Genomic DNA, 22,283 nt, shown 5'->3' on the forward strand with positions numbered 1-22,283 from the left:
TTGTCTTATTTATCTTCTTTTTCTATACTTCCGATCTCCTTATCTTCAGAATCCTTTATAGAATAATTTGCTAATGCTGGAATTTTCTTTTTTAAAGCATCTAGTTCTTCCTTATTAGAAAAAACATTATCTATAACTCTTTTTAAATTTCTATTGTTATCTATATCTTTAGCAAATGAAGTCAAGATTTCTTTCATTTCTAGCAAAGCTTTAATTTCTGGAACTTTTTTTGCCACAGCATCAGGCTTAAAATCTTTAAGTCCTTGTAATGTATAATTAACTTTTAAATTACTCGGCTGCTTAGATACAAAATTAGGAACCTCAAAGTCAAAAGAAACTTTCATATCCTCAAGAGTTCTATCTACTCCGTTCTTGATTCTTCTTACTTCTCTATCTGCTAATTCCTTTTTAGCATCATCAGATCTTCCTTTTGACAAGTCACCAACTACCAATACTCTGTACGGAAGCTCTTTTTTCTTCAGAACCCCATCAACATTAGTTTCATAATTGATCATTAACCTAGAATTAGGAATTTTATTTTTAGCCATCTCTTTTCTCCTCTTATTATTTCTTATCTATATCTCATCTCTCATTAATGAATCTAACGCAAGATCTAGAATAGTGCAACATCATTTATGCCTTTTTTCTATAATTTTTTTTAAAAAAATTACTCCTATATATTGATTATAGGCCTTAATCTATGATTTAAATCCACCTTGTTATTTTTTGGAACATTTAACAATAACTCAAGGCAAATCGTTCCTTTTTCATTTGTTTGAGCTAACTCCAACTTTAATGATGCTTCAGCACTAGCTAGTTTATCTATAACCTTAGAAACACTAGGGACTCCTGTTAATGGAAAGCACCCTGGGATATTTATTTCATTTGGTACTAATGGAAGTGGAAGACCATGTTTAATGTTTAAATCCCCTTTTATTGGATTAAACGTTAAGCCAATTGGAAAAGTAACTGAATCGCTATTTTTATTTGCAGATGGCTTAAGAACTCTAAATCCAATATAAGCATTACCTACAATATCTTTCTTTGATTTAACAGCTTCTTTTATTGAAGCTGGTATTTTAGCTAAAATATTAGTAATTTCAGCTTCATTAATATTTATAGTTTTAGATTTATTAGTTACACAATTGATTACTTTCTCCAAATCACTATGTATTTTTAATAATTCAGAACAATCCCATATTGTCTCTAAAAATATAGAGTCCACACCCAAATTTTCATAGTTAAACAATATTTCAATTATTGTATCACTACTCTTCTTATTTTCAGTATCTTCCCCTATATGCTTTGAAAGGAGATTTAGAAACTGATCAATAGGTAAAGCTACATTAGAAGCATAGTCACCAAACTCCTTAGCAGCTAGAACACACTCTGATAACATACAGTACAACTCAAAAGTATTCTCTGAAGAATAATTTGTCTCTTCACTTACTGACGCCACCTCTTCTAAAAAAAGCTTTGCATGTGTTTCCGTTGCTATTCTTATAACATTTATTAGTTTTAAATGAGATTCTGAAATTGTGACATCATTCAATTTATTATTAATACCCAATAGCTTTATTTTTTCTAAAAGCGTAACAACTTTTTTATTTATACTATTATTCAAAAGGATACACTCTCTAACAGCCTTTAGAATAACATCATTATCTTCAACGGTAGCTAAAGAATCTTTATTTCTTGCAAGCTCCTTTGAGCATTTTGAAAGGGTTGATAGATATGTTTTAAATTCAGTCACGAGCAAATCATCCAATTTTCTTAAACGATCCTCTATCCAAGATCTAAAACTTTTATAATCTCTATTAAATATGTCATAGAAGGTTTTTTTAGCAAAATTTCTATCACTATCAAACTTAAGGTTATTAAAAATATTAGAGTAATCATTTAGTACAAAATTTATCCATTCGCGCATACATTTAAGATTTCTCTTTTTATACTCAGCATATTCTGCCCTATCTTCTTTTGTAACCCTATACAAGTCTTCATTTCCCTTAAGAGCGTTAAGGGTAACTGCCACACTAAAGTCGTATATTGCATAGGAGCTAGTTTTTTCCAGATCTAATTTGTTGAAAATTGAGAAAAAGTCAATATTATACTTATCATATAAATTATCTGCTTTAAGAAATAAGCTTTTAATTTTACTTATAGGAATACTTGAGCCTATAGTTAAACTACTTAGATTTTGATCAAAAATAGGATTACTACCACTCAAGTTCCATGCTCCATTAAAAGATATATAACCAGCTGAGTTTCTTTCAGTTGCGACAAAATAGCAATCCTTTTCCATTAGCTGATCTACATCATCTTTATCTTTTTTTTCATTAGAACCAATATTTAAATCTGTATAAAGAAATTTAGAAACCTTTTCTTTATCTCCTTTAAATTCTTGTATTTCTCCATTTTTAATATAATTGACAAAGCTGAATTGCTTATAAACAAAATCTGCTTCATCACTATTTATATTTATAGATTCATCCATAGGAATAATTGTCTCAGAACTCATTTGTTGATCATCAAGCTGAAACGAAGGATCAGCAATATTCACACCATAGTTGAGACCCTTATTCTTTAAAGACTCCGAACTTCCAGTCAATGCTGTTATAAAATCAATTTCATCACTTTTATCATGTATTTTCTCATTCTTAACAAATACATCAACATAATCAGCCATATCATTACGGTAAGATTTAAGTAAACTAGTTTTTTCACCACTATTTATCACATTATTTTCAGTTATTGATTTAAGCTTACCTGATGTTTTATATTGGTTCTGGAAAACCTTTCCTAAAGAATCAGTTGCAGATGAAAAATTTCTTTTTCCAGTAACTTGTGGATTAAATTTAGTACTAAATGGCAACGATATACTAATCGTTTTTGTAGATGATGCCCCTCCCATTCTATACAGCCCTAGAGTAACTGCAAGCTTAACATCAACATCTCCTATAAGATTAACCACCTCAGGAATATGCATCACTGGAAATTTGTTACTTTCCTCAACTTTTTCCTTATACCATTCTAAAACTTTTTGGTAATTATCAATATTAGATAAATCTTCTGAAATTTCTTTAGGCTTAGTACTTATTTTTGCGGATGTTTCCAATATCTTTAAGCCATATACCTTATCTGTCTTACTCTCCTTATAAAAAGGATATTTAAATATATCAGCTTCTCTATACTCTGACTCTTTCTTAAAAGTGGCAACTCCTTTACCTTTTAAGCTATCTATAACAACCTTCAACCTTGTTCTTTCTCTATAGCTTAATTGTAACTGTTTATTAAAAAAAGTAGCTTCAATATCAGGATAAGAATATTCCCTTGCTAAAACATTACTATTCTCAGAATCTGTAAAGATAAGATATTTATATTCATCACCAATATAATAATTGCTCTGATCTTGAAACATCTTCTTTCCAAGCTTTTTTTTATCTTCATTATCTGTTATCAAGGCATCATAATTTGATTTTTTATACACTGGACTAGCAACTAATGTTTTAACATGCTTACTATACATTGCGCTTATAAGTCTTGCGTCAAGGTATGATTTAGCAAACCCTCCATCCTCACTACTTATATCACAAACTTTACTACCTCCAATAGCTGCTTTAAATCCAGCAGCAGCATCTGCTTCTATAGTATGATCAACTATCAATGCAGGTATCTTTAAATAGACTGGGAACAAACTCATATTTCCAGAATTCGTAGCTAGAGTACTCCACAAAAGGATAGTCCCTTTTCCTTTAAAAGATCTTGCATAGTGTAAATTAAAATTAGTATAAGCTTCAGCCTTAAACTTAAGTTTATCGTTAATTTTGGCAGCATCATCACCAAATATTTTATCGAGAGTAGAACTTACCTTAGCACCCACTTTTGCAGATGCGCTCCAGTAATCTGTCTTAAAAGCTAGTGAACCACCACCAATAAAGCTAGACATTTCATCCTTAGAAAAAAATTTGAAAACATCAGCAACCTTTACGGTATTCCACAAACGAATCCTTTTTGATAGCATATCATCAGCACTTTTACTTGCAAATAATCGCTTTTCTTCAGCATAGGTTCCCGTATATTTATAATCTTTATATATAGTTTCAATTAATTTTTTGCGAGCATTTTCAATACCGCTAGTATATGCTTCCTTTGTTGATAATTTTGACTCAAGAATAATCTCATCTTCAATATACATATTCCTGGCACTTTCATTAAAAAGCTTTTCTTTAACCATCCCTTTAATTTTCTGGGTGTTTGAAAGCTTACCTAAATCTATAATTAGATTACTATCCATATCATAGACTTTTTCAAATTCTACACTTGCCTCTTTAATTCTCTCAAGATCCTTGGTAAAAGCTTTACTATAAGACTCACTATACGTTGCACCATCAATACGCTCCCAAAACTTATTTGGTAGTTTGGTATCTAACATCTTATTTATTTTAGATATGAGCTTATCATTTTCTTTAACTAAGTTTTCGCCATCTTTCATAAAAACACCTCTTCTTTTTTTAGATTATCAGTGTTGTATAAAAGACCACATATCTGATCTCATATACTCCTCACTTCATAATTTTTCTTCTCTCTCCTTTACTATCCCATATATTTTTTGCAATTCAACACATTCCATAGCTCTTTTTTAATTTTTTTTAAAAAAATCAACTTTTTCGCACCACAAAAAATGAAAAACAGGTATTCAAAAATAAGAGCATGTACGCCATGTAAACATTTTCCTGTATTTCTAATTCTTAATATACTAACTGTGAGATAAAAGATATTAGGAGAAAACATAAGTGGAAAAATCATATGATTATATTAGATTCACATCACTTGATAATATAAAAGATGCAATAAACCAAGGAGTAGACTCTTTTGTTGGCTTATATAAAATACAAGACAATAAAAATGCTGTTAGCTCAACTCTAGGAAACATTGCGATAAATACTAAATCTTTATTTAACCGTGACACCAAATTCGTTCACACAAATGAGCTTAAACATTCCGAGTTTGAAAAAGCTAATAGAATAAAAGCTCAGCTTAAATTATGTATGACTCCCGATGAAATAAATAAAGAACCTAAAGTAGGTACACCACTAATAAAATTCCTAAATGAGCTTGGAAATAAGTTCTTAGAAGTTAGAAATAGAAAAGGGCATAATAGTGGTAGTGGGTATATAAGCTCTCCCTACGGTTTTATAGTGCTATCTATTTTTCATAATGCCTGTATAGTTGTCAAGCAAAAGAGGGATCAAATAGAAGCAATTGAAAGACTTGAAGATGCTCCTTATGGATTACATACCCAATTACAAATAAAATCATCTCTATTTTATGATCCTACTGAGTTAATTAAATATTACTTAACTCCAGATACAAGGCATAAATCTGTTATAGATATTTTATATTATATTGTAGGTACCGCCTTAAGAAGTCTAATAAACGATGAGTATAGAAAAAACCTTTTGCTAAAAAAAGATACCCTTAATAGCCATGTGACAGCTGAAGACCTTGAGGTTCCAGATAAAGTTGCTGCTATTTTATGTGGTAATGGACGTTTTAATGATGAAGCTGACATTTTCTTTAGCAGTGAGGAAAAAGAAAAATATACAAAACTATTTGATACTATAAAAAATAATCATTTTAAATTTAAGTCACTCAAAAAAGATCCTAAAGACATACAAGTGGAAGATAATACATCTGATAAAATTAAAGAAGTTTTCAATTATACAAAAATATTCTTATCTAATACACAAGCATTGTCTGAGGGCTTAGAAGCATACAACCTAAAGTATGAATTAAATACTGGTAACCTAAGTGCAGGACGAGCTACAGCAAATATGATGGGAGAGCAAGCATACATGTTTGGTACTGGTACTGGAAGGACAGCTTTAAGTAATGAATTAACTAACTTAATGGGAGGAACTACTCCTACAGGCACGCTAGCCGCATTACAAATAGCTTTCCCACCATCTATCATAGCCGTACTAGCAGGTAACATCATTAACAAATTAATAGCAGTATCTTTTCAAACAAAAGGCTATGGCGTCATACATCGTCATGGCATTACTGGCCAAACAAGGTCATTTTTGCTTAAAACATACTTATCCTACGTCACAATTTTCATAAAAAACCAATATAGTTTTTTATTTAAGCAATTAGAAAATCTAAATGATCTAGATAATATAGTCTTGTTCTCACAAAATGAAGACGTTAAAACAGCAAATAGCAACTATATGAAAATAAAAGAAAGATTTGAAATACAAGAAAGGTTTTTCAGACAATTGAACACTAAAGATGATAGTAGCATAAGAGATGAGGATACTGTTGTCAGGGCTAATTCTTTTAATGGTCAAAGAGATATTAATCAAATGGTTACTGACCCCAAAGGCCAAGCAAAAGATCGAATGAATGAAACAAAAATTCAAATGAATGAAGCAAAAAGTAATTTAGTGGACAAAGCTATTCTCTCCTGCCTAAATATTATTATACGTGCCGAATCAGAAATTATGAAAGGCTATACAGACTCAATAAAAGTACTTCCTAATAAAAAAGAAAAAGGTAGTCTTGCTTTTTATCTTTCTATGTTTGCATCACAGAGTGGTCACTATGAAGGAAATGAAAATTATAATAACGTTAAAATTGGTGATGGAAATGAAGAAATAAATATTAACAGTAAGGTCGATGGTTTCCAAAAGTTTGGAAAAAATCAGCAACAAATTGACAGCTGGAGTAGAAATAAATTAAAAACAATTGTTAAAAATTAATCTGTCCAAGTATTACCTTTTCTTTAGCACCTGTTGCTGATGGAATATTATTATAAATTTTATGAAGCGTTTCATTACCTAACACAGCAAAAGCTACAGCTTCTTTAGCATCACTATTCTCACCAATATCTTCAAATATTTTGACCTTTGCTAATAATTTATTTCTCATATAGTTTATAAGAAACTTATTATAAGCCCCTCCTCCAGTAAATATTATTTCATCAAGTTTATATTTACTTTCAACAAAGTTTTTATATGCTTCTAAAATTGTTTCTGCTGTAAAAATAGTTAAAGTATGTACGATATCATACCTATCATTATTCTTATATTTTTCTAAAATAGAGTCCGTGTAATCTATCCCAAAAAGCTCTCTACCTGTAGACTTTGGGGGTAATCTTTTAAAATATGGATTTCCTAAAAGCTCTTCTAACATTGCTGAGATAATCTTACCTTTTGCTGCTATATTTCCATCTTCATCAAATGGTTTTCCGAATAAAACTTCTACAGCTCTATTTATCATCATATTACCAGGACCGGTATCAAACGCTATAATATCATTGACACTGCCACCTTTGGGAATAACTGTAGTATTAGCAATTCCACCTATATTATGTAAAGCTCTAGTTTTATTTTCATCTCTATATAGTAAATAATCTACATAAGGTACTAATGGTGCACCATCACCACCAGCAGCAATATCTCCACATCTAAAGTTAGAAACTACTGTAGTTTTACACTCATAGGCAATAGTAGCAGCATCTCCTAACTGTAATGATGATTTTACAAAATTACCCTCATCTTTATTTTGATGATAAATCGTCTGCCCATGATTTGCTATAAAGTTAACATCCTCAAGTGAAATACTCGCCTCTTTACACATTAGCTTTACAGCTCTAGCATATTCTTTACCAAGCTTAAAATTTAAACTACACAACAACTTTGAATTACTTTTTGAAATATCTAAAGCATCTTTTATATCTTCTAATACATTTTCAGAATACTTATAAGTTTTAAAATCTATCAACTTTATATCAGTATCTGTTGAAAATCCTCTTATTTTACACAAAGCAACGTCTATACCATCTAAAGAAGTTCCAGACATTAATCCTATACAATATTTATAATCATTCATAAAAAAAGATTTTTAAAAAGGTTAAGCTAAGTATATCTTAATAAAGATAAAAGAATGAAGATGTAGACGCCTATTTTATACTAATATATACATCCGTAACTTTAGGATCTTTCATATTTTCATAAACCTCATAACTAGGATTTTCTTTATTATATTTATAAATAGCTGCTTTACCATGGCATCTAACCATTCCGTATTTCCAAGCATTTCCTAAAAACTTCCAGTTTCCTATATGTCTAATTTTCAAAGCTTTTATAACCGGACTTTCACCCTTATAAATATCTTCTACTACTTGCATGCTTTCACAACCATTAAAACTAACTGCAGTTGTAAAATTAAATTCCATAGTTTTCATATTTGTTGAGTGATATATACTGAAAAATTTTGCGCTCTCTAGATTCTTCTCTCCAACAAATTCTTTAAGTTTTTCAAAATTCCTAGTCATTTCACCAGGTAAATATTTAAGTAAACAATTTTCTGTTTTTATACCAATAAAACTTTGCCCACCAAACTCAGCCGTTCCTGAATTCTCTATTTTAGAGTTCACTTTACCAACTTCAATTAAGGCTTTTAGCATTTTCAATCCTCTATCTAAATCACTTATTATCATATTAATAAAGATTTTCTTAAAGAATATTAAGAAAATTGGCAACTTCGTTTTCATATGCCAAAAAACCCTCGTTGCATTAGGTTCTGAATGGAATGTAATCAAAGATTTCGCTTTAGATTTGAAAGGTTTAAAAAATCTAAGTTCATAAAAAAAACCATGATCTACTTTTTTCGTCAACTCGATTTCACCTTCGCCAGTATATTTACTAGACCAACTCATGATACTACCAATTTCCTTACCATCTTTACTAATATGGTTTTCAGTATTTTCATCAAGTATTTTCCAAGGTGAAAACTCTTTCCATTTATTAAAGTCACCTATAATCTTCCTAACATCTTCTAGCTCAGCATTTATATCTATTGATGTATTTACATTAACTGTAAACTTTAAAAAATTCATACTACATCCTTTTATAGCTTTATAAAAATTAATAAAAATCTATCATTAAAGTTCTATTTTCTTATTTAAAAAATAACCTCTTATTAAGAGGATCACACAAATAACACAAAACAATGTATAAAAATGCAAAAATATAGCTTCCGATGGTATTATTTTTGCTTCATATAAGTTTATTGTAACTAATAATAAACTCCCAATTGCTAAAAATATAAATGATACTCTATAAAGTAAGGCTGCTAAAACTAATCCATACATGCATACAATATCATTAATCACAAATAAGCTAGACAAAGTAGCATTAGTTTCAAAATTAGCTTTAGTAAAATTAAAATCTACTAAACCAAGAATACTATAAGCAATAACAATAATTAATAATATAAAAATAGCATCTCTAAAATAGACATATTTTCTATTCTTAGAATTATTAATACTATTAACAGTTTTTTGAAATATTGCATATCCTAAAATAGCTATACATAGATATAGTATATTTATAGTTATTGCATAAGTATTATATCCCTCAGGGACAGCTGAAGAGCCTATATTTACAACCTCTCTTATAAGGGGTGCCATATAAGCAATTATTAAACATCCCCACGCTATTTTCTTTCTATTTGTTAAAAGTAAAATAAAAAATAATGTAAATAAATTTTCAATTATAAAAGGTAAATATATAAAAGATGTCCGTATCACTTTAATGCCCCAGAAACTTCTAATCGTTACTACTCATCATTAGTCATCTTTATATCTAAATGCTTAATATATGCTCGTGTCATAATAAACATAATAGCTATTGTGAAACACATACTTATAGCAGTAACTCCCATATAAACACCATTAAAAATATTATGATTCACTAATGCACTATAATAAAAATCTGAGAAACATCCAAATGCAAATAATAAAAAGCCTTCTAGTCTCTTAAACATAAAAAGTACTAAACTTGCCATATCTATTAAAACAAATATAACACCTATCCTCATATTACTCCACATAAAGCTTAAAGCCATTGGGTGCATAAAATAGTTATATAATAGAAATATAAAGGAAGAAGCAATAAGTACTCCTACTAGAAAAAGCCAACTACTTTGTTTAGGTTTGTAATCAACTTTAACATAAAGAATAAAAGCTATTATATTTAAAACAAGGTAGAAACCTATATCGCTTACCACTCCAAAAACATTTACCATGCCGATTTGATTATATTGAAAAGCTGATGCCACAATAATATATCTTATATTCCCTAGCAAATAAAAAAACCAAGCAGATGCTCGGAAATTGCTTATTTTTAAAGCAAACAGGACTAAAAAAAATCCTGAAATTAGATTTGATATTAGAAATAGTTTATATGTAAGCATATGAATAAATTATTAAAAATTATTAAAGAAATATTAATTTATCTAAAAAATAAAGTATACCTTTATAGTATATTTTGTTTAAAATTCATTAAATATCTAGCATAAGTCTTTAACATAATTAAAATAAATATTATTGATAAAGTACTATCTATAATACTAATTGATATCTGGACCTTACCAATTGAATCAACTAAGCTATCAAGCTGATAGAAAATAAAAATAAATTTATAATAAAAATCTGAAAAACAGCTAATTGCAAAAAGTAAAAACCCTTCAACTCTTTTAAAAAGAAGTAATATTAAGCCTGTAATATCAATAAATGAAAATAATAAAGCTATTTTCGCATTATCCCACATATAGTACAAAGCATTAGAGTTAACTAAATATAAATATGTTAATAATAGAATCGATGATGATATAAAAATTATAACTAGAAAAATCCAGCTACTTTTTTTAGGTATAAGTTTAAGTTTTAAATAAATCATAAACCCTACAATATTTAAGACTGTATAAAGCCCAACATCACCAACTGCGGAGGTGAAACAATCAGAGTTGCCAAAATAATAGTACAGAAGGCTTGTAGCAACAACATATCTAACATTCGCCAATAAATAAAAAGTCCAAGCAGAAGTCTTAAAATCTCTTATTTTTAGAACGAATAAAAGAATAAAAAGTTGAGAGATTATATTTGATACAGAATATAATTCAAAATTCATAGACAACTATCTCTTCAAGATGATCTTTTATATTACTTATAACAAAAACACTTAAACTTATCTAGAATATTCTTAACAATCTGGGATTCTGCTAAATATAAAGCAAAGATTATTAATACCATCGCTACTAACTGTAATTTAGTTAAGAATTCTCCTAAGAATATCATTGAGAATATTAATGCAAAAACTGGTTCAGATAACTCCATCAATTGCGCTTTATTTGATGATATATACTCTAATGCCTTAGTTGTAAAATAAAATCCTAAGATAGTTGGGAAAATTGCTAATATTAAGATATCTGCCAAACCACCACTACTTGGTATCACAGGATCTGAATAAAGTAAAAATGGTATCATCAGAAATAAACAACCAAACAATAATAGTAAGCACAAGAATGGAACAGTTGCTTTCATTTTAAAAAGTCTGGATAAAACTAAATATCCTCCATATCCAACTCCACTCATAAAAGCTATCATACAGCCTTGAACACTAACCTCTCCACCAATATCAGTTAGAAGAAATATCCCAATAAGCGCTAGAATAAGAGCCCCTATGCTAGTAATGCCTAACTTATCTTTTAACAAAATTGCACTAAGAATTGCTGAAGTTATTACCGACCCTACCATCAATAAAAGAACCACTTCCGAAACTTTCATATATTGATATGCACAAGTCTCAAAGAAATATAATACAAACAAACCTAAAAAAGCACATATTGCTATAGGTACTGGATTTCTAAGTAACTCTCTAAACTCTCTTCTCATTTTAGCATTTGACATACATATGAAATATAAAATAAAAAAAGCAACTACACATTTATAAAATGAAGCCTGATAATAATCAAAATCCATTTGAAACAAATTTTTTACAAAAACACCTACAGAACCATTAACTATTGAAGCTGAAATTGCAAAAAAGCTACCGATTATCGCCTTTCTGCCTCGCAAAATTCCTCCTACATTTATTCTAGGATTAGTGAACCATCTACTAATCTATAAATTTTATCCATTTTCTTAGCAAGATCTTCATCATGAGTAACTACTACAAAACTAGTCTTATACTCCTCACTTAATTCTTGCATTAATCTAAAAATATTTTCTGATCTTGTTGAGTCTAAATTTCCAGTAGGCTCATCTGCTAATATACAATTTGGCTTTGTAACCAAAGCTCTAGCAATTGCCACTCTCTGTCTTTCACCACCAGAAAGTTCAGACGGCTTATGATTTTCTCTCTTCTCAAGACCCACTTTTTCTAAAATTTCTTTTGCTAATTTTAACGCATCAGCTTTTTTGTATTTTTTAGTTATTGCTAGTGGAATCATTACATTTTCTAAAGCTGTAAATTCTGGTAACAAATGGTGTAACTGATAAATAAAACCCAAATGCTCATTCCTCATCTTCGCCCTTTTATTTGGAGATAGATTGTCAAACCTTTTATCCATCAAAAAGACTTCTCCATATGTTGCCTTATCTAATCCACCAAGTACATTTAGTAAAGTAGTTTTACCGGATCCAGACAAACCTAAAATAGCAACCTTTTCACCTTCATTAATATCTAAATTAATATCTTTTAATATTGAGATATTATTTTTAAATTCAGAATAATCCTTACTAATATTCTTACAACTAATAACCACTTTACTCATATCTTAAAGCCTCCACAGGTTGTACTCTAGAAGCACTCCACGCAGGATAAAGTGTTGCAAAGAAACTTAAAATAACAGATGCAATCATCACTTTTAGAACATCCGACCACATTAAAGTCGAAGGGATATAATCAATCATATAAACACTTGCACTAATTAATTGTTGTCCAAGCACTTTTTGAATAAAATTAACGATCTCGGTCGCATAAGTAGCTAACCCAATACCTAGAACAACTCCTATCAAAGTTCCAATAAGACCTATAATAAATCCTTGATAAATAAATACCGCCAATATCTGTTTAGATGACATCCCCATAGTTCTTAAAATAGCTATATCACTTCTTTTATCTGTAACTACCATTACCAATGAGGACAATAAATTAAATACCGCCACCATAATGATTAAAAGTAAAATGAAAAACATCATAGTTTTTTCCATTTTTAAAGCATCAAAGAAAGATCTATTTTCATCTGTCCAATCTTTTGCCATATAATACGGTGAAAGTAAGCTAGTATTTAAAGCATATTTTAATGAAGGCGCATCATAAACATTCTTCATAGCTAACTGTAAACTAGTTACTTTATCTCCCATTTGGAAAAGTTTCTGAGCATTTTGAAGATTTATAAATGCATAATATGCATCGTACTGATAGCTAACTGAGAAAATACCTGTAACAGTAAATTGCTTTATCCGTGGCATCATCCCAGCTGGAGTTAGATTAACCTGTGGAACAATTAGAGTGACTTTATCACCCACTATCACACCCAGACTATCAGCTAAAGCTTTACCAAGAACAACGTTATAGCCTTCATTTTTATCTAATGAATCTAAACTGCCATGAATAATATTATCAGCTATTGGTAAAACTTTAACTTCCTCTTTTGGTGATATCCCTTGAATCTGCACAAATGCTGTTGTACTTCCTCTTTCATTAGATGTTAAAAGACCCTGTGAACTAATAAGAGGAGCGGCTGCTGTAACTTGATCAGTTTTCTTTTCTATATCCTTAGCTAAGTTTTCCCAATTATTTAATTTTCCACCTACTTCATAAACTTTTACAGGTGGAACCATCATTAAAATTTTACTTTTAATTTGATCATCAAAACCATTCATAACTGACATAACTGTAATAAGAACAGCAACACCTAATGATATTCCCAAAAATGAGATTGCAGAAATTATAGAAATAAATCTATTTCTCTTTTTTGCACGAATATATCGCAAACCTATAAATAAAGGTAAATTTCTAAACATTAGTTGAATATAAATCATAAAGATGACTAGTATGATAACATATGGGAAAATTAAAAACAGTTTAAAGACTTTTAACTTTATTGAAAAGTGCTGACGATTACTTACTTTCACCTGGCGAATGCCAGACTATCATCAGCGTTAACCCGTTTCACTTCTGAGTTCGGAATGGAATCAGGTGGTTCCAGGTTGCTATTATCGTCAGCAGCTACAATGATACTCTTATAAGATAGGATGTCAACTATTGTTTCTTTAAAAAGAAATTTTTATACCTTGTTCTATATTTTGCCTAATATTATTAACAAATTCATAGATAGAAAATTTTTGACCCAATGTATCAAAAGTTGCTTCAACATCCTCACAATCAACTTTTATTTCTAAAAGCTTACTGCCACAGTTTTGATTTTTATTTATATTCACTTTCAATGCCTGTAAAGATTTCTGTAACTGATTGGTATCAACCTCAGAGCTTTTAATCTCCAATTTAACTTTAGAAAAGCTTTGATCAACATATTGTTTTATAGGTAAGACCTTATCAACGTTTAGCTTATTTCTATCACGTTGAATATCACGACTAATTTTGCCCTCTACTACTACAATGTCATCAACATTTATATTGTCTTTAACTGATGCGAAGATATCCTCACTAATCAGACAGTCTGCTCTATCAAACTCATCATCTATATTAAGAATATAAAGAATTCTACCCTGCTTAGTTTTTCTTCTGATCGCAGGAGTTATCATACTAGCAATAATTCTGACAGAATTACCGTCCATACTTGGATGTTGAATTTTCTCAAGATTGCTAAAGCTCACATAATTACGCCAATGATTTTCCTCATCAATAATATGACCAGAAAAATACATCCCTAAAGCTTTTTTCTCATTGATTAAGAGTTCTTTCAGATCCCACTCTTGTTGTAGGCACTCTTTTTCTAAATCTTTATCAGTATCATGCTCCTGCTCTGTAAACCCAAATAGATCATCCTGTCCAGCTTCTGTCATATCATTTACATAACTAGCATTTTTAATAGCAGTTTGGATTGAGTTAAAAGCTGTAGCTCTATTTGTAGATATTGATTTAACCGCTCCTGCAAAACATAATGCTTCTAGTGACTTTTTATTAACTTTTCTTATATCTACTCTACGACACAAATCAAAAATAGAACGGAATTTACCATCTTTCTCACGCTCATTGAGAATACTTTTTATTGCTTCTGTACCAAGACCTTTTATCACACCAAGACCCAAGAGAATCCTACTCTGACCAACAGCTTTACAATCATAAGAGCTTCTATTTATATCTGGTGACTCTACTGTAATCCCCATATCTTTACAGTCTAGGATAAACTTAACTATCTGATCAGTATTACCCATATCCCCAGACATGAGTGATGCCATGTACTCATCAGGATAACGAGCTTTAAGCCATGCCGTTTGATAAGCAATTAAAGCATAAGCTGCAGCATGAGATTTGTTAAAACCATACCCAGCAAATGCTTCCATCTGGTCAAATATCTCATCAGCAAGTCCTGCCTCGATATTATGATACTTTTCTGCACCCTCTTTAAAGATTTTTCTTTGTTGCTCCATCTCTTCAGGTTTCTTTTTACCCATTGCTCGACGAAGCAAATCTGCAGCACCTAATGTGTAGCCAGCTAGTATCTGAGCCATTTGCATAACCTGCTCCTGATAAACTGGGATACCGTAAGTTTCTTGTAAAACCTCTTCTAATAAAGGATGTAAGTATATTGTCTGTTTTCTACCATGTTTTCTATCTACGAAAGTAGGAATATTCTCCATAGGACCTGGTCGATACAAGGCAACTAAGGCAATAATCTCTTCAAAATTACTAGTTCTAAGATCTTTGACAATCTCTCTCATACCCTGTGATTCAAGCTGAAATATTCCAGTAGTATTACCTTTCTGTAAAAGCTCAAATGTTTTTTTATCATCTAGCGGAATATCTGAAATATCCAAAGGTTTCTCATCTTTAGACTTTTTAGCATTAATACTTTTTACAGTATTATTTATAACTGTTAAGTTTTTTAGACCTAGAAAGTCGAATTTAACAAGACCCACATCTTCAACATCGCCTTTGTCAAACTGAGTAACTATATCACCATCTTTATCTTCACAATAAATTGGTGCAAAATCAGAGATAACTGTCGGCGATATAACAATACCAGCAGCATGTTTACCTAAGCTTCTTGGCAATCCTTCAAGTTTTTGAGCTTTTTCTACTACTTCAGCAACATCTTCATCTATTTGCATTTCCTCGTACAAAGGCTCTCCTTCATGAAGAATTTTCTTAAATGTAGTACCTGGAGTTTCTGGAATAAGCTTAGCTATCCTATCTCCAAAACCAAAACTCTGTCCCAGAACACGCACTACATCTCGGACAACACCTTTTGCAGCCATTGTTCCATAAGTAATTATTTGTCCTACGCTTTCTTTACCATATTTCTGCTCAACGTATTTAATAACCCGATCTCTTCCCTCGATACAGAAATCAATATCAAAATCAGGCATTGATACCCTTTCAGGATTCAGAAATCTCTCAAAAAGCAATCCATAAGGTAATGGATCTAAATCTGTAATTAGAAGTGAATATGCGACAAGTGAACCAGCACCAGAACCACGCCCTGGACCAACTGGAATATCATTTTCTTTTGCCCAACGTATAAAGTCCTCAACTATTAAGAAATAACCAGGAAAGCCCATGTCACAAATTATATCGATCTCCATTTGTAATCTAGCTTTATACTTTTCAATAGTTTTCTCTTTATCCTCTTCAGATAAACCTTCTGTAATTTTCTCTAATCTTTTGTCTAAACCTTTATAACTTATGACTGAAAAGTATTCTCTTTCAGTCATACCATCTGGTATATCAACAGTTGGTAGACAAGGTTTTCCTAATTCAAAAGTTACATTACATCTTCTTGCTATAGCTAAAGTGTTTTCAACCACTACAGGTACAGCACTAAAATTTTTATGCATTTCTTCAGATGATTTTAGATACTGCTCTCTAGTGAACTTTGAAACTCTTCTTTCATCTAAGATAGTTGTTTTCTCGTTAATGCAAGCTCTTATTTCATGGATATCATAATCTTCTTGCTCCATGAAAACCGTGCAGTTAGTTGCTACAACTATTAACTGATGTTTACTTGCAAGCTCTAAAATCCCTGAGTTATACAAAGACTCATTTTCAAAACCTAATTTATGAATTTCTAAAACAAAATTATCTTTGCCAAAAATATCTAAATAACTTTGAAGGACTTCTTCAATTTTAGATTCTTGTTGTTGCAAAATAGCTTTACCAAGTTCTCCGTTTATCCCACCGGATAAACATATAATTTCTGATAAGTTATTCTTACTTAACCATTCTTTAGGGATAACTGGAACACCAGATGCACCTCTTTCAGCTTTTTGATAAGCAGCTGAGATTAGCTTTACAATATTTTGATAACCGATATTTGTTTCTGCTAAAAGGACTAAGTCACTAACACCAAATTCGGTATCAACTTTTAGCTCGACACCAAATATAGGTTTAACTCCAGTCTTTAAAGCTTCTTTATAAAACTTAACAGCAGAAAAAAGATTACAAACATCTGTCAATGCTAATGCAACAATGTCTTTCTCTTTAGCAGCATTAAAAAGATCAGAAATTCTAACAGTACTATCGACTACAGAATAGCCTGTATGAACTCTAAGATGAGAAATCATAAATCAGAAAATTTTTTAATTATAAAAATATTCTTAAATCTTACTATAATTTAGCTACAAAATCATATATCAGACAAAAACAAATTAACCATAAATTCATACATAAAGAAAAACTTGCAGATTAAATAAATAGCATAACTATAACTAGATCAAACAATTTGCATTAAATTTACTTATTTTCTGATATTAACTTTTCTAAATCTGAATAATATTGAATATCTTTAAGCTGTGTATTTGCCCTTGAGTTTACAGCCCATTGAGCATAACAACTCCCTGAAGGAGTACACTTACCCGCTACACCAAACTCATCCACTAGCCTAAACTGATTAGTTATATCTTGTAAATTATTTAATCTATCTGCTGTGGTATTGTATAAAACTCCCTCTTTTCTACTATCTAAATCAGAATTACCATACTGAGTGTTGCACGCTTTCTCAAAAGCATTAGTAGGCATACACCCTCTCACATTAAAATAGCCCCATGCATACTTTTGAATTCCTTCTACAAACCACCATGCATGAGTTGTATGGAAATCTCCTTTAACTTCGTCAAAGTAATTATCTATATTAAAACCTTGTGGTACTTTATAAGTTATTACTTCTAACTTGTAGCTGTATAAATGGAATGACCTTAGTTTATTATTAATAGACTCTATCATTTGAAGAGTCTTATATATCCCTTCCGTTGTCTCTGGAACATCTATAAATAAAGATATATTTCCTCTGATATAGTCATGTTTTACAGCTATCCACTCTTCTGCAGAACCAGTTTTAAACATATAAGCCAAAGAATCATTAACCTGATTAAAATATTTCTGCTGAGTTGCTTTGTCTTCTTCACCAGAACCTGGACTACCTGACCCTAAACCACCTATTATTAAATAATTTGTTCCCACCTTATCTATATAAGGTTTAAACATATCTTGCCATTGCTTACCTATACTACTCCACATATATCCTGTAGCTAATAATCTATCTGTTTTTGGAAAATACGAGCCAGAATACTCTGCATCACTCTTTTTATCACTGGGCTTATAATCAAAATTATATCCACCCAAATTATCTGAATAGCTAATACCTGATACATCAAATTTCTCACCATGATATTGCTGTTCGAGCTTCTGCTCTATTTTCTCTTTAACTTCAGGATATCCCTGTATCCAATCTATAAATCCACAATATCCCATCGCAGGTATTGCTAATGTTGTTGCTAGCAGTAGTTTTCTTAGCTTCATTTTTTATTCTCGCTTCCTAAAAATCACAAATAAAATTGAACGCAACATGTAAAAATTTACTATTCAATCTCTAAATTCAAAAGTATCAAATTATGAAACCTTTTCCTAGCAAGAAAAAAGCTTATAGACATTTAGTTAAGAAATTAATTAAGATGAAAAAGATATTTGACTAATAATTTAACTATTATTGTTTGCCACTCCAAACGATATCAAGCTCTTTTGCAGCTTTAACATCATCCAGGCGACGAACTGGTAAATTATAAGGAGCTTTTTTTAGATAATTTGGATCTTTTGCAGCAATGTCTCTTATTTCAATCATTGCTTGTATAAATTTCTCCATACTATCTATAGTTTCTGTCTCTGTTGGTTCAATCAGCAAACATTCTGGCACTAATAATGGGAAATACATAGTTGGCGCATGTACTCCTCTGTCTATTAAGCACTTAGCGAAGTCTGTTGCTGTGACTCCATACTTTTGCAGCTCTGGTTTTAGAGTAATTATAAACTCGTGAGAAGCCCTTCTTTCTGGATAAGCCAGAGTAAAACCCTCATCTCTAAGTCTAGCCATCATATAGTTTGCATTTAGAGTAGCCATTTCAGAAGCTCTAGATAAACCATCCCCACCTAATAAAGCTGCATAAACATATGCTCTTATAAGAACCCCAACATTTCCACCAAATGCCGAAAGTTTTCCTATTGTTTCTGGCACATCTTTATCTTCTAGCCATACATATTTATTTTCTTTTTTACCGACCACAGGAATTGGTAAGAATTTCTTAAGCTTGTCATTAACAGCAACTGGTCCAGCACCTGGTCCACCACCACCGTGAGGTGTCGCAAAAGTTTTATGCAAATTCATGTGAAGGACATCAAACCCCATATCACCAGGTCTTACTTTACCCATAATTGCATTAAGATTCGCACCATCATAGTATAAAAGTCCACCAGCTTTATGAACCATATTAGCTATAGTTTTTATCTCTCTCTCAAACACTCCAACTGTCGAAGGATTAGTTAGCATGATACCTGCTGTCTTAGGACCAAGAACTTTCTCTAAAGCTTCTATATCAATATCACCACATTTTTTTGTAGGTATCTCAATCACCTTAAGCCCACAAACTTTAGCAGTTGCTGGGTTTGTACCATGAGCAGCATCTGGAACTATAATCTCATCACGCTCATAGTCACCTCTAGAGTGGTGATATGCTTTAATCATAGCAACCCCAGCGAACTCTCCTTGAGCTCCAGCCATAGGTGCTAATGATACGCCAGTCATACCAGTTAAGTTTTTAATAACTTCTTGCAAATCGTATAGACAAGCTAATACACCTTGAGAATTCTCAACACTTCCATATGGATGTTTATTTAAAAACTCTGATAAAGAAGCAAACTTATGCGCAGCTCTAGGGTTATACTTCATAGTACAAGAACCTAGAGGGTAGAAATTTGTATCTATACAAAAATTTTTACGAGACAACTGTGTATAGTGTCTAACCACATCTAGCTCTGCTTGCTCTGGTAATAGTGGAGCTTTACTTCTCAACATATCCTTAGGAATATCTGAAACATCACCTCTTTTATTTGGCATTAACGGCTTGGAGTTTATTCCTTTAATCTTTTCAAAAATAACCATTCTCAATCTCCTAAACCTTAGCTAAAACTTCTTTCGCTGCTTGTACATACGTATCATGATCACTTTCATCATGTATTTCCGTAGAGCAAATCATTATGGAATTTTTTAATTCTGGATCATATTCACTTAAATAGTAGCCAGCCTCTATATTTTTGTCTGCCATTTGCTTAACAAACTCTCTTACGTCTATAGGTAAATCTAAAACTACTTCATTAAAAAAAGGATTATTAAATCTAATATTAATACCTTTTATCTCAGTTAACTTCTGTGCAAGATTCTTAGTATTCTCATGAGATTTACTAGCTACTCTATATAAACCCTCAGGACCAAGCAAGCTCATATATATAGTCGCTGCTGTTACCATTAAACCTTGATTCGTACATATATTAGATGTAGCTTTTGCTCTTCTAATATGTTGTTCTCTTGCTTGTAATGTTAAGCAAAATCCCTCTTTACCATCCATATCTATAGTTCGTCCAACGATTCTGCCAGGCATTTGTCTAACATGACTCATCTTACAAGCCATAAAACCAAAATATGGACCTCCTGAAGATAGAGGGATGCCTAAAGGTTGACCCTCACCACATACGATATCTGCACCATTATCACCCCACTCACCAGGTGATTTTAATATAGCTAAAGACATAGGATTCGTTACAGCTATCACTAAAGCTTCTCTACCATGAGCCCAATTTGTTAGAGCATCAACATTTGGAATTTGTCCCAAGAAATTTGGACTTTGGATAACTACAGCAGCGTAATTATCATTATATTTATCTAGAGTTTCTAAATCTGTCTTACCTTTTTCAGAATCTAGTTTTACAATATCTATTTCCACTTCCTGATGTTTTGTAACAGATTTTAAAACATCAACATAAGCAGGGTGTAGTGCATCTACTACTAAAATTTTTAAAGATTTAGCTTTTTTATTAGACCTTATAGCCATCAAAACAGACTCAGCTAAAGCAGTCGCCCCATCATACATTGAAGCATTCGATGCCTCCATACCTGTCAAAGAAGCTATCATTGTCTGATATTCATATATCAATTGAAGATTTCCTTGAGAAGCCTCCGCTTGATAAGGAGTATAAGCTGTATAATACTCACCTCTACTAACAACATCCCATATAGCTGAAGGTATATAATGATGATACGCTCCTGCTCCAATAAAATTTATCATCTCTTTATTTTCAGAAGCTCTATTTTTCATTATCCTAGCAAGCTTAATCTCGCTAATTCCATCTGGAATATTTTTCAAAGAATCAATTCTTAATGCGTCTGGAATTTCATCAAAGAGAGCCTCAACTGAATTAACTCCAATGATATTCAGCATTTTATTTATTTGTTCATCTGTATGTGGAATAAATGACATAAGCTCTCCTAATTAAGGCTTAAATTATTTGGAATTTTAAAGATAAATTTTAGTTATTACTCTTCAATACATGCTGAATATTCTTCAGCACTAAGCAAACCTTCAACTTCTGCTTGATCTGATATTTTTAGCTTAAATAACCAGCCACTTTCAAAAGGAGATTTATTAATTTGCTCTGGACTATCAACCAAATCTTCATTAACTTCTAACACTTCTCCACCAACTGGAGCATAAACATCAGAAGCCGCTTTTACTGATTCAACAACACAAGCATCATCACCCATCTCTAAAGTATCGCCTACCTCAGGTAGTTCAACATACACCAAGTCACCTAAAAGAGATTGTGCATACTCTGTAATTCCAACAGTTGCTACATCACCCTCTACTTTTACCCACTCGTGTGTTTTTACGTACTTTAAATTATTAGGGATATTTTCCATAGTTT

16 protein-coding genes and 1 rRNA gene are annotated in these 22,283 nt (G+C 31.3%); 1 reads left to right on the plus strand and 16 read right to left on the minus strand.

The window, feature by feature from the left end:
- Positions 1 to 5 precede the first annotated feature (5 nt).
- Both tssB and DNK87_RS03770 read right to left on the minus strand, forming a co-directional pair.
- A complete protein-coding gene (gene tssB / locus DNK87_RS03765; RefSeq protein ID WP_119331265.1) occupies positions 6 to 548 on the minus strand; it encodes a type VI secretion system contractile sheath small subunit in 543 nt (180 codons plus the stop codon).
- Positions 549 to 673: 125 nt separating this feature from the next.
- Positions 674 to 4,492: a hypothetical protein gene (locus DNK87_RS03770; protein WP_119331264.1), complete on the minus strand. Its 3,819-nt coding sequence runs from the start codon at positions 4,490 to 4,492 to the stop codon at positions 674 to 676.
- 301 nt (positions 4,493 to 4,793) lie between these two features.
- On the opposite strand from DNK87_RS03770, the gene DNK87_RS03775 reads away from it, so the two are divergent.
- The gene (locus DNK87_RS03775) at positions 4,794 to 6,761 is read left to right on the plus strand and encodes a hypothetical protein (RefSeq protein WP_119331262.1); all 1,968 of its coding nucleotides are present in this window, start codon (positions 4,794 to 4,796) and stop codon (positions 6,759 to 6,761) included.
- On the opposite strand, the gene anmK is transcribed toward DNK87_RS03775, so the two are convergent.
- The 14 genes from anmK to gcvH all read right to left on the minus strand — a co-directional run bounded on the left by anmK (position 6,751) and on the right by gcvH (position 22,278).
- Complete coding sequence (gene anmK / locus DNK87_RS03780; RefSeq protein WP_119331261.1) at positions 6,751 to 7,893, minus strand: anhydro-N-acetylmuramic acid kinase AnmK; 1,143 nt, start codon at positions 7,891 to 7,893, stop codon at positions 6,751 to 6,753. The genes DNK87_RS03775 and anmK overlap by 11 nt on opposite strands.
- A gap of 70 nt (positions 7,894 to 7,963) precedes the next feature.
- Complete coding sequence (locus DNK87_RS03785) at positions 7,964 to 8,902, minus strand: SRPBCC family protein (RefSeq protein WP_119331260.1); 939 nt, start codon at positions 8,900 to 8,902, stop codon at positions 7,964 to 7,966.
- A gap of 45 nt (positions 8,903 to 8,947) precedes the next feature.
- Positions 8,948 to 9,475, minus strand: coding sequence for a hypothetical protein (locus DNK87_RS03790; protein WP_119331259.1), 528 nt, complete (start codon positions 9,473 to 9,475; stop codon positions 8,948 to 8,950).
- 149 nt (positions 9,476 to 9,624) lie between these two features.
- Positions 9,625 to 10,125, minus strand: a complete 501-nt coding sequence (locus DNK87_RS03795) for a hypothetical protein (protein ID WP_119331258.1) — start codon at positions 10,123 to 10,125, stop codon at positions 9,625 to 9,627.
- A gap of 197 nt (positions 10,126 to 10,322) precedes the next feature.
- Complete coding sequence (locus DNK87_RS03800) at positions 10,323 to 10,976, minus strand: hypothetical protein (protein ID WP_119331257.1); 654 nt, start codon at positions 10,974 to 10,976, stop codon at positions 10,323 to 10,325.
- A gap of 32 nt (positions 10,977 to 11,008) precedes the next feature.
- A complete protein-coding gene (locus DNK87_RS03805; RefSeq protein WP_119331256.1) occupies positions 11,009 to 11,923 on the minus strand; it encodes a DMT family transporter in 915 nt (304 codons plus the stop codon).
- A 14-nt stretch (positions 11,924 to 11,937) separates the two neighbouring features.
- Entirely contained in the window at positions 11,938 to 12,621 is a 684-nt protein-coding gene (lolD, locus tag DNK87_RS03810; protein ID WP_119331255.1) for a lipoprotein-releasing ABC transporter ATP-binding protein LolD, read from the minus strand.
- Positions 12,614 to 13,876: a lipoprotein-releasing ABC transporter permease subunit gene (locus tag DNK87_RS03815; RefSeq protein ID WP_119331299.1), complete on the minus strand. Its 1,263-nt coding sequence runs from the start codon at positions 13,874 to 13,876 to the stop codon at positions 12,614 to 12,616. The genes lolD and DNK87_RS03815 overlap by 8 nt, the downstream gene beginning before the upstream one ends.
- An 88-nt stretch (positions 13,877 to 13,964) precedes the next feature.
- Positions 13,965 to 14,079 (minus strand): 5S ribosomal RNA (gene rrf, locus DNK87_RS03820).
- 46 nt (positions 14,080 to 14,125) lie between these two features.
- Positions 14,126 to 17,599: a DNA polymerase III subunit alpha gene (gene dnaE / locus DNK87_RS03825; RefSeq protein WP_119331254.1), complete on the minus strand. Its 3,474-nt coding sequence runs from the start codon at positions 17,597 to 17,599 to the stop codon at positions 14,126 to 14,128.
- Between the two features lie 169 nt (positions 17,600 to 17,768).
- A complete protein-coding gene (locus DNK87_RS03830) occupies positions 17,769 to 18,833 on the minus strand; it encodes a hypothetical protein (protein WP_119331253.1) in 1,065 nt (354 codons plus the stop codon).
- Positions 18,834 to 19,017: 184 nt separating this feature from the next.
- Entirely contained in the window at positions 19,018 to 20,466 is a 1,449-nt protein-coding gene (gene gcvPB, locus DNK87_RS03835) for an aminomethyl-transferring glycine dehydrogenase subunit GcvPB (RefSeq protein ID WP_119331252.1), read from the minus strand.
- 10 nt (positions 20,467 to 20,476) lie between these two features.
- Entirely contained in the window at positions 20,477 to 21,838 is a 1,362-nt protein-coding gene (gene gcvPA, locus DNK87_RS03840) for an aminomethyl-transferring glycine dehydrogenase subunit GcvPA (RefSeq protein ID WP_119331251.1), read from the minus strand.
- 56 nt (positions 21,839 to 21,894) lie between these two features.
- Complete coding sequence (gene gcvH / locus DNK87_RS03845; RefSeq protein ID WP_071663777.1) at positions 21,895 to 22,278, minus strand: glycine cleavage system protein GcvH; 384 nt, start codon at positions 22,276 to 22,278, stop codon at positions 21,895 to 21,897.
- Positions 22,279 to 22,283: the final 5 nt, after the last annotated feature.

It is taken from the genome of Pseudofrancisella aestuarii (assembly GCF_003574475.2).
GTDB classification, from domain to species: domain Bacteria; phylum Pseudomonadota; class Gammaproteobacteria; order Francisellales; family Francisellaceae; genus Francisella; species Francisella aestuarii.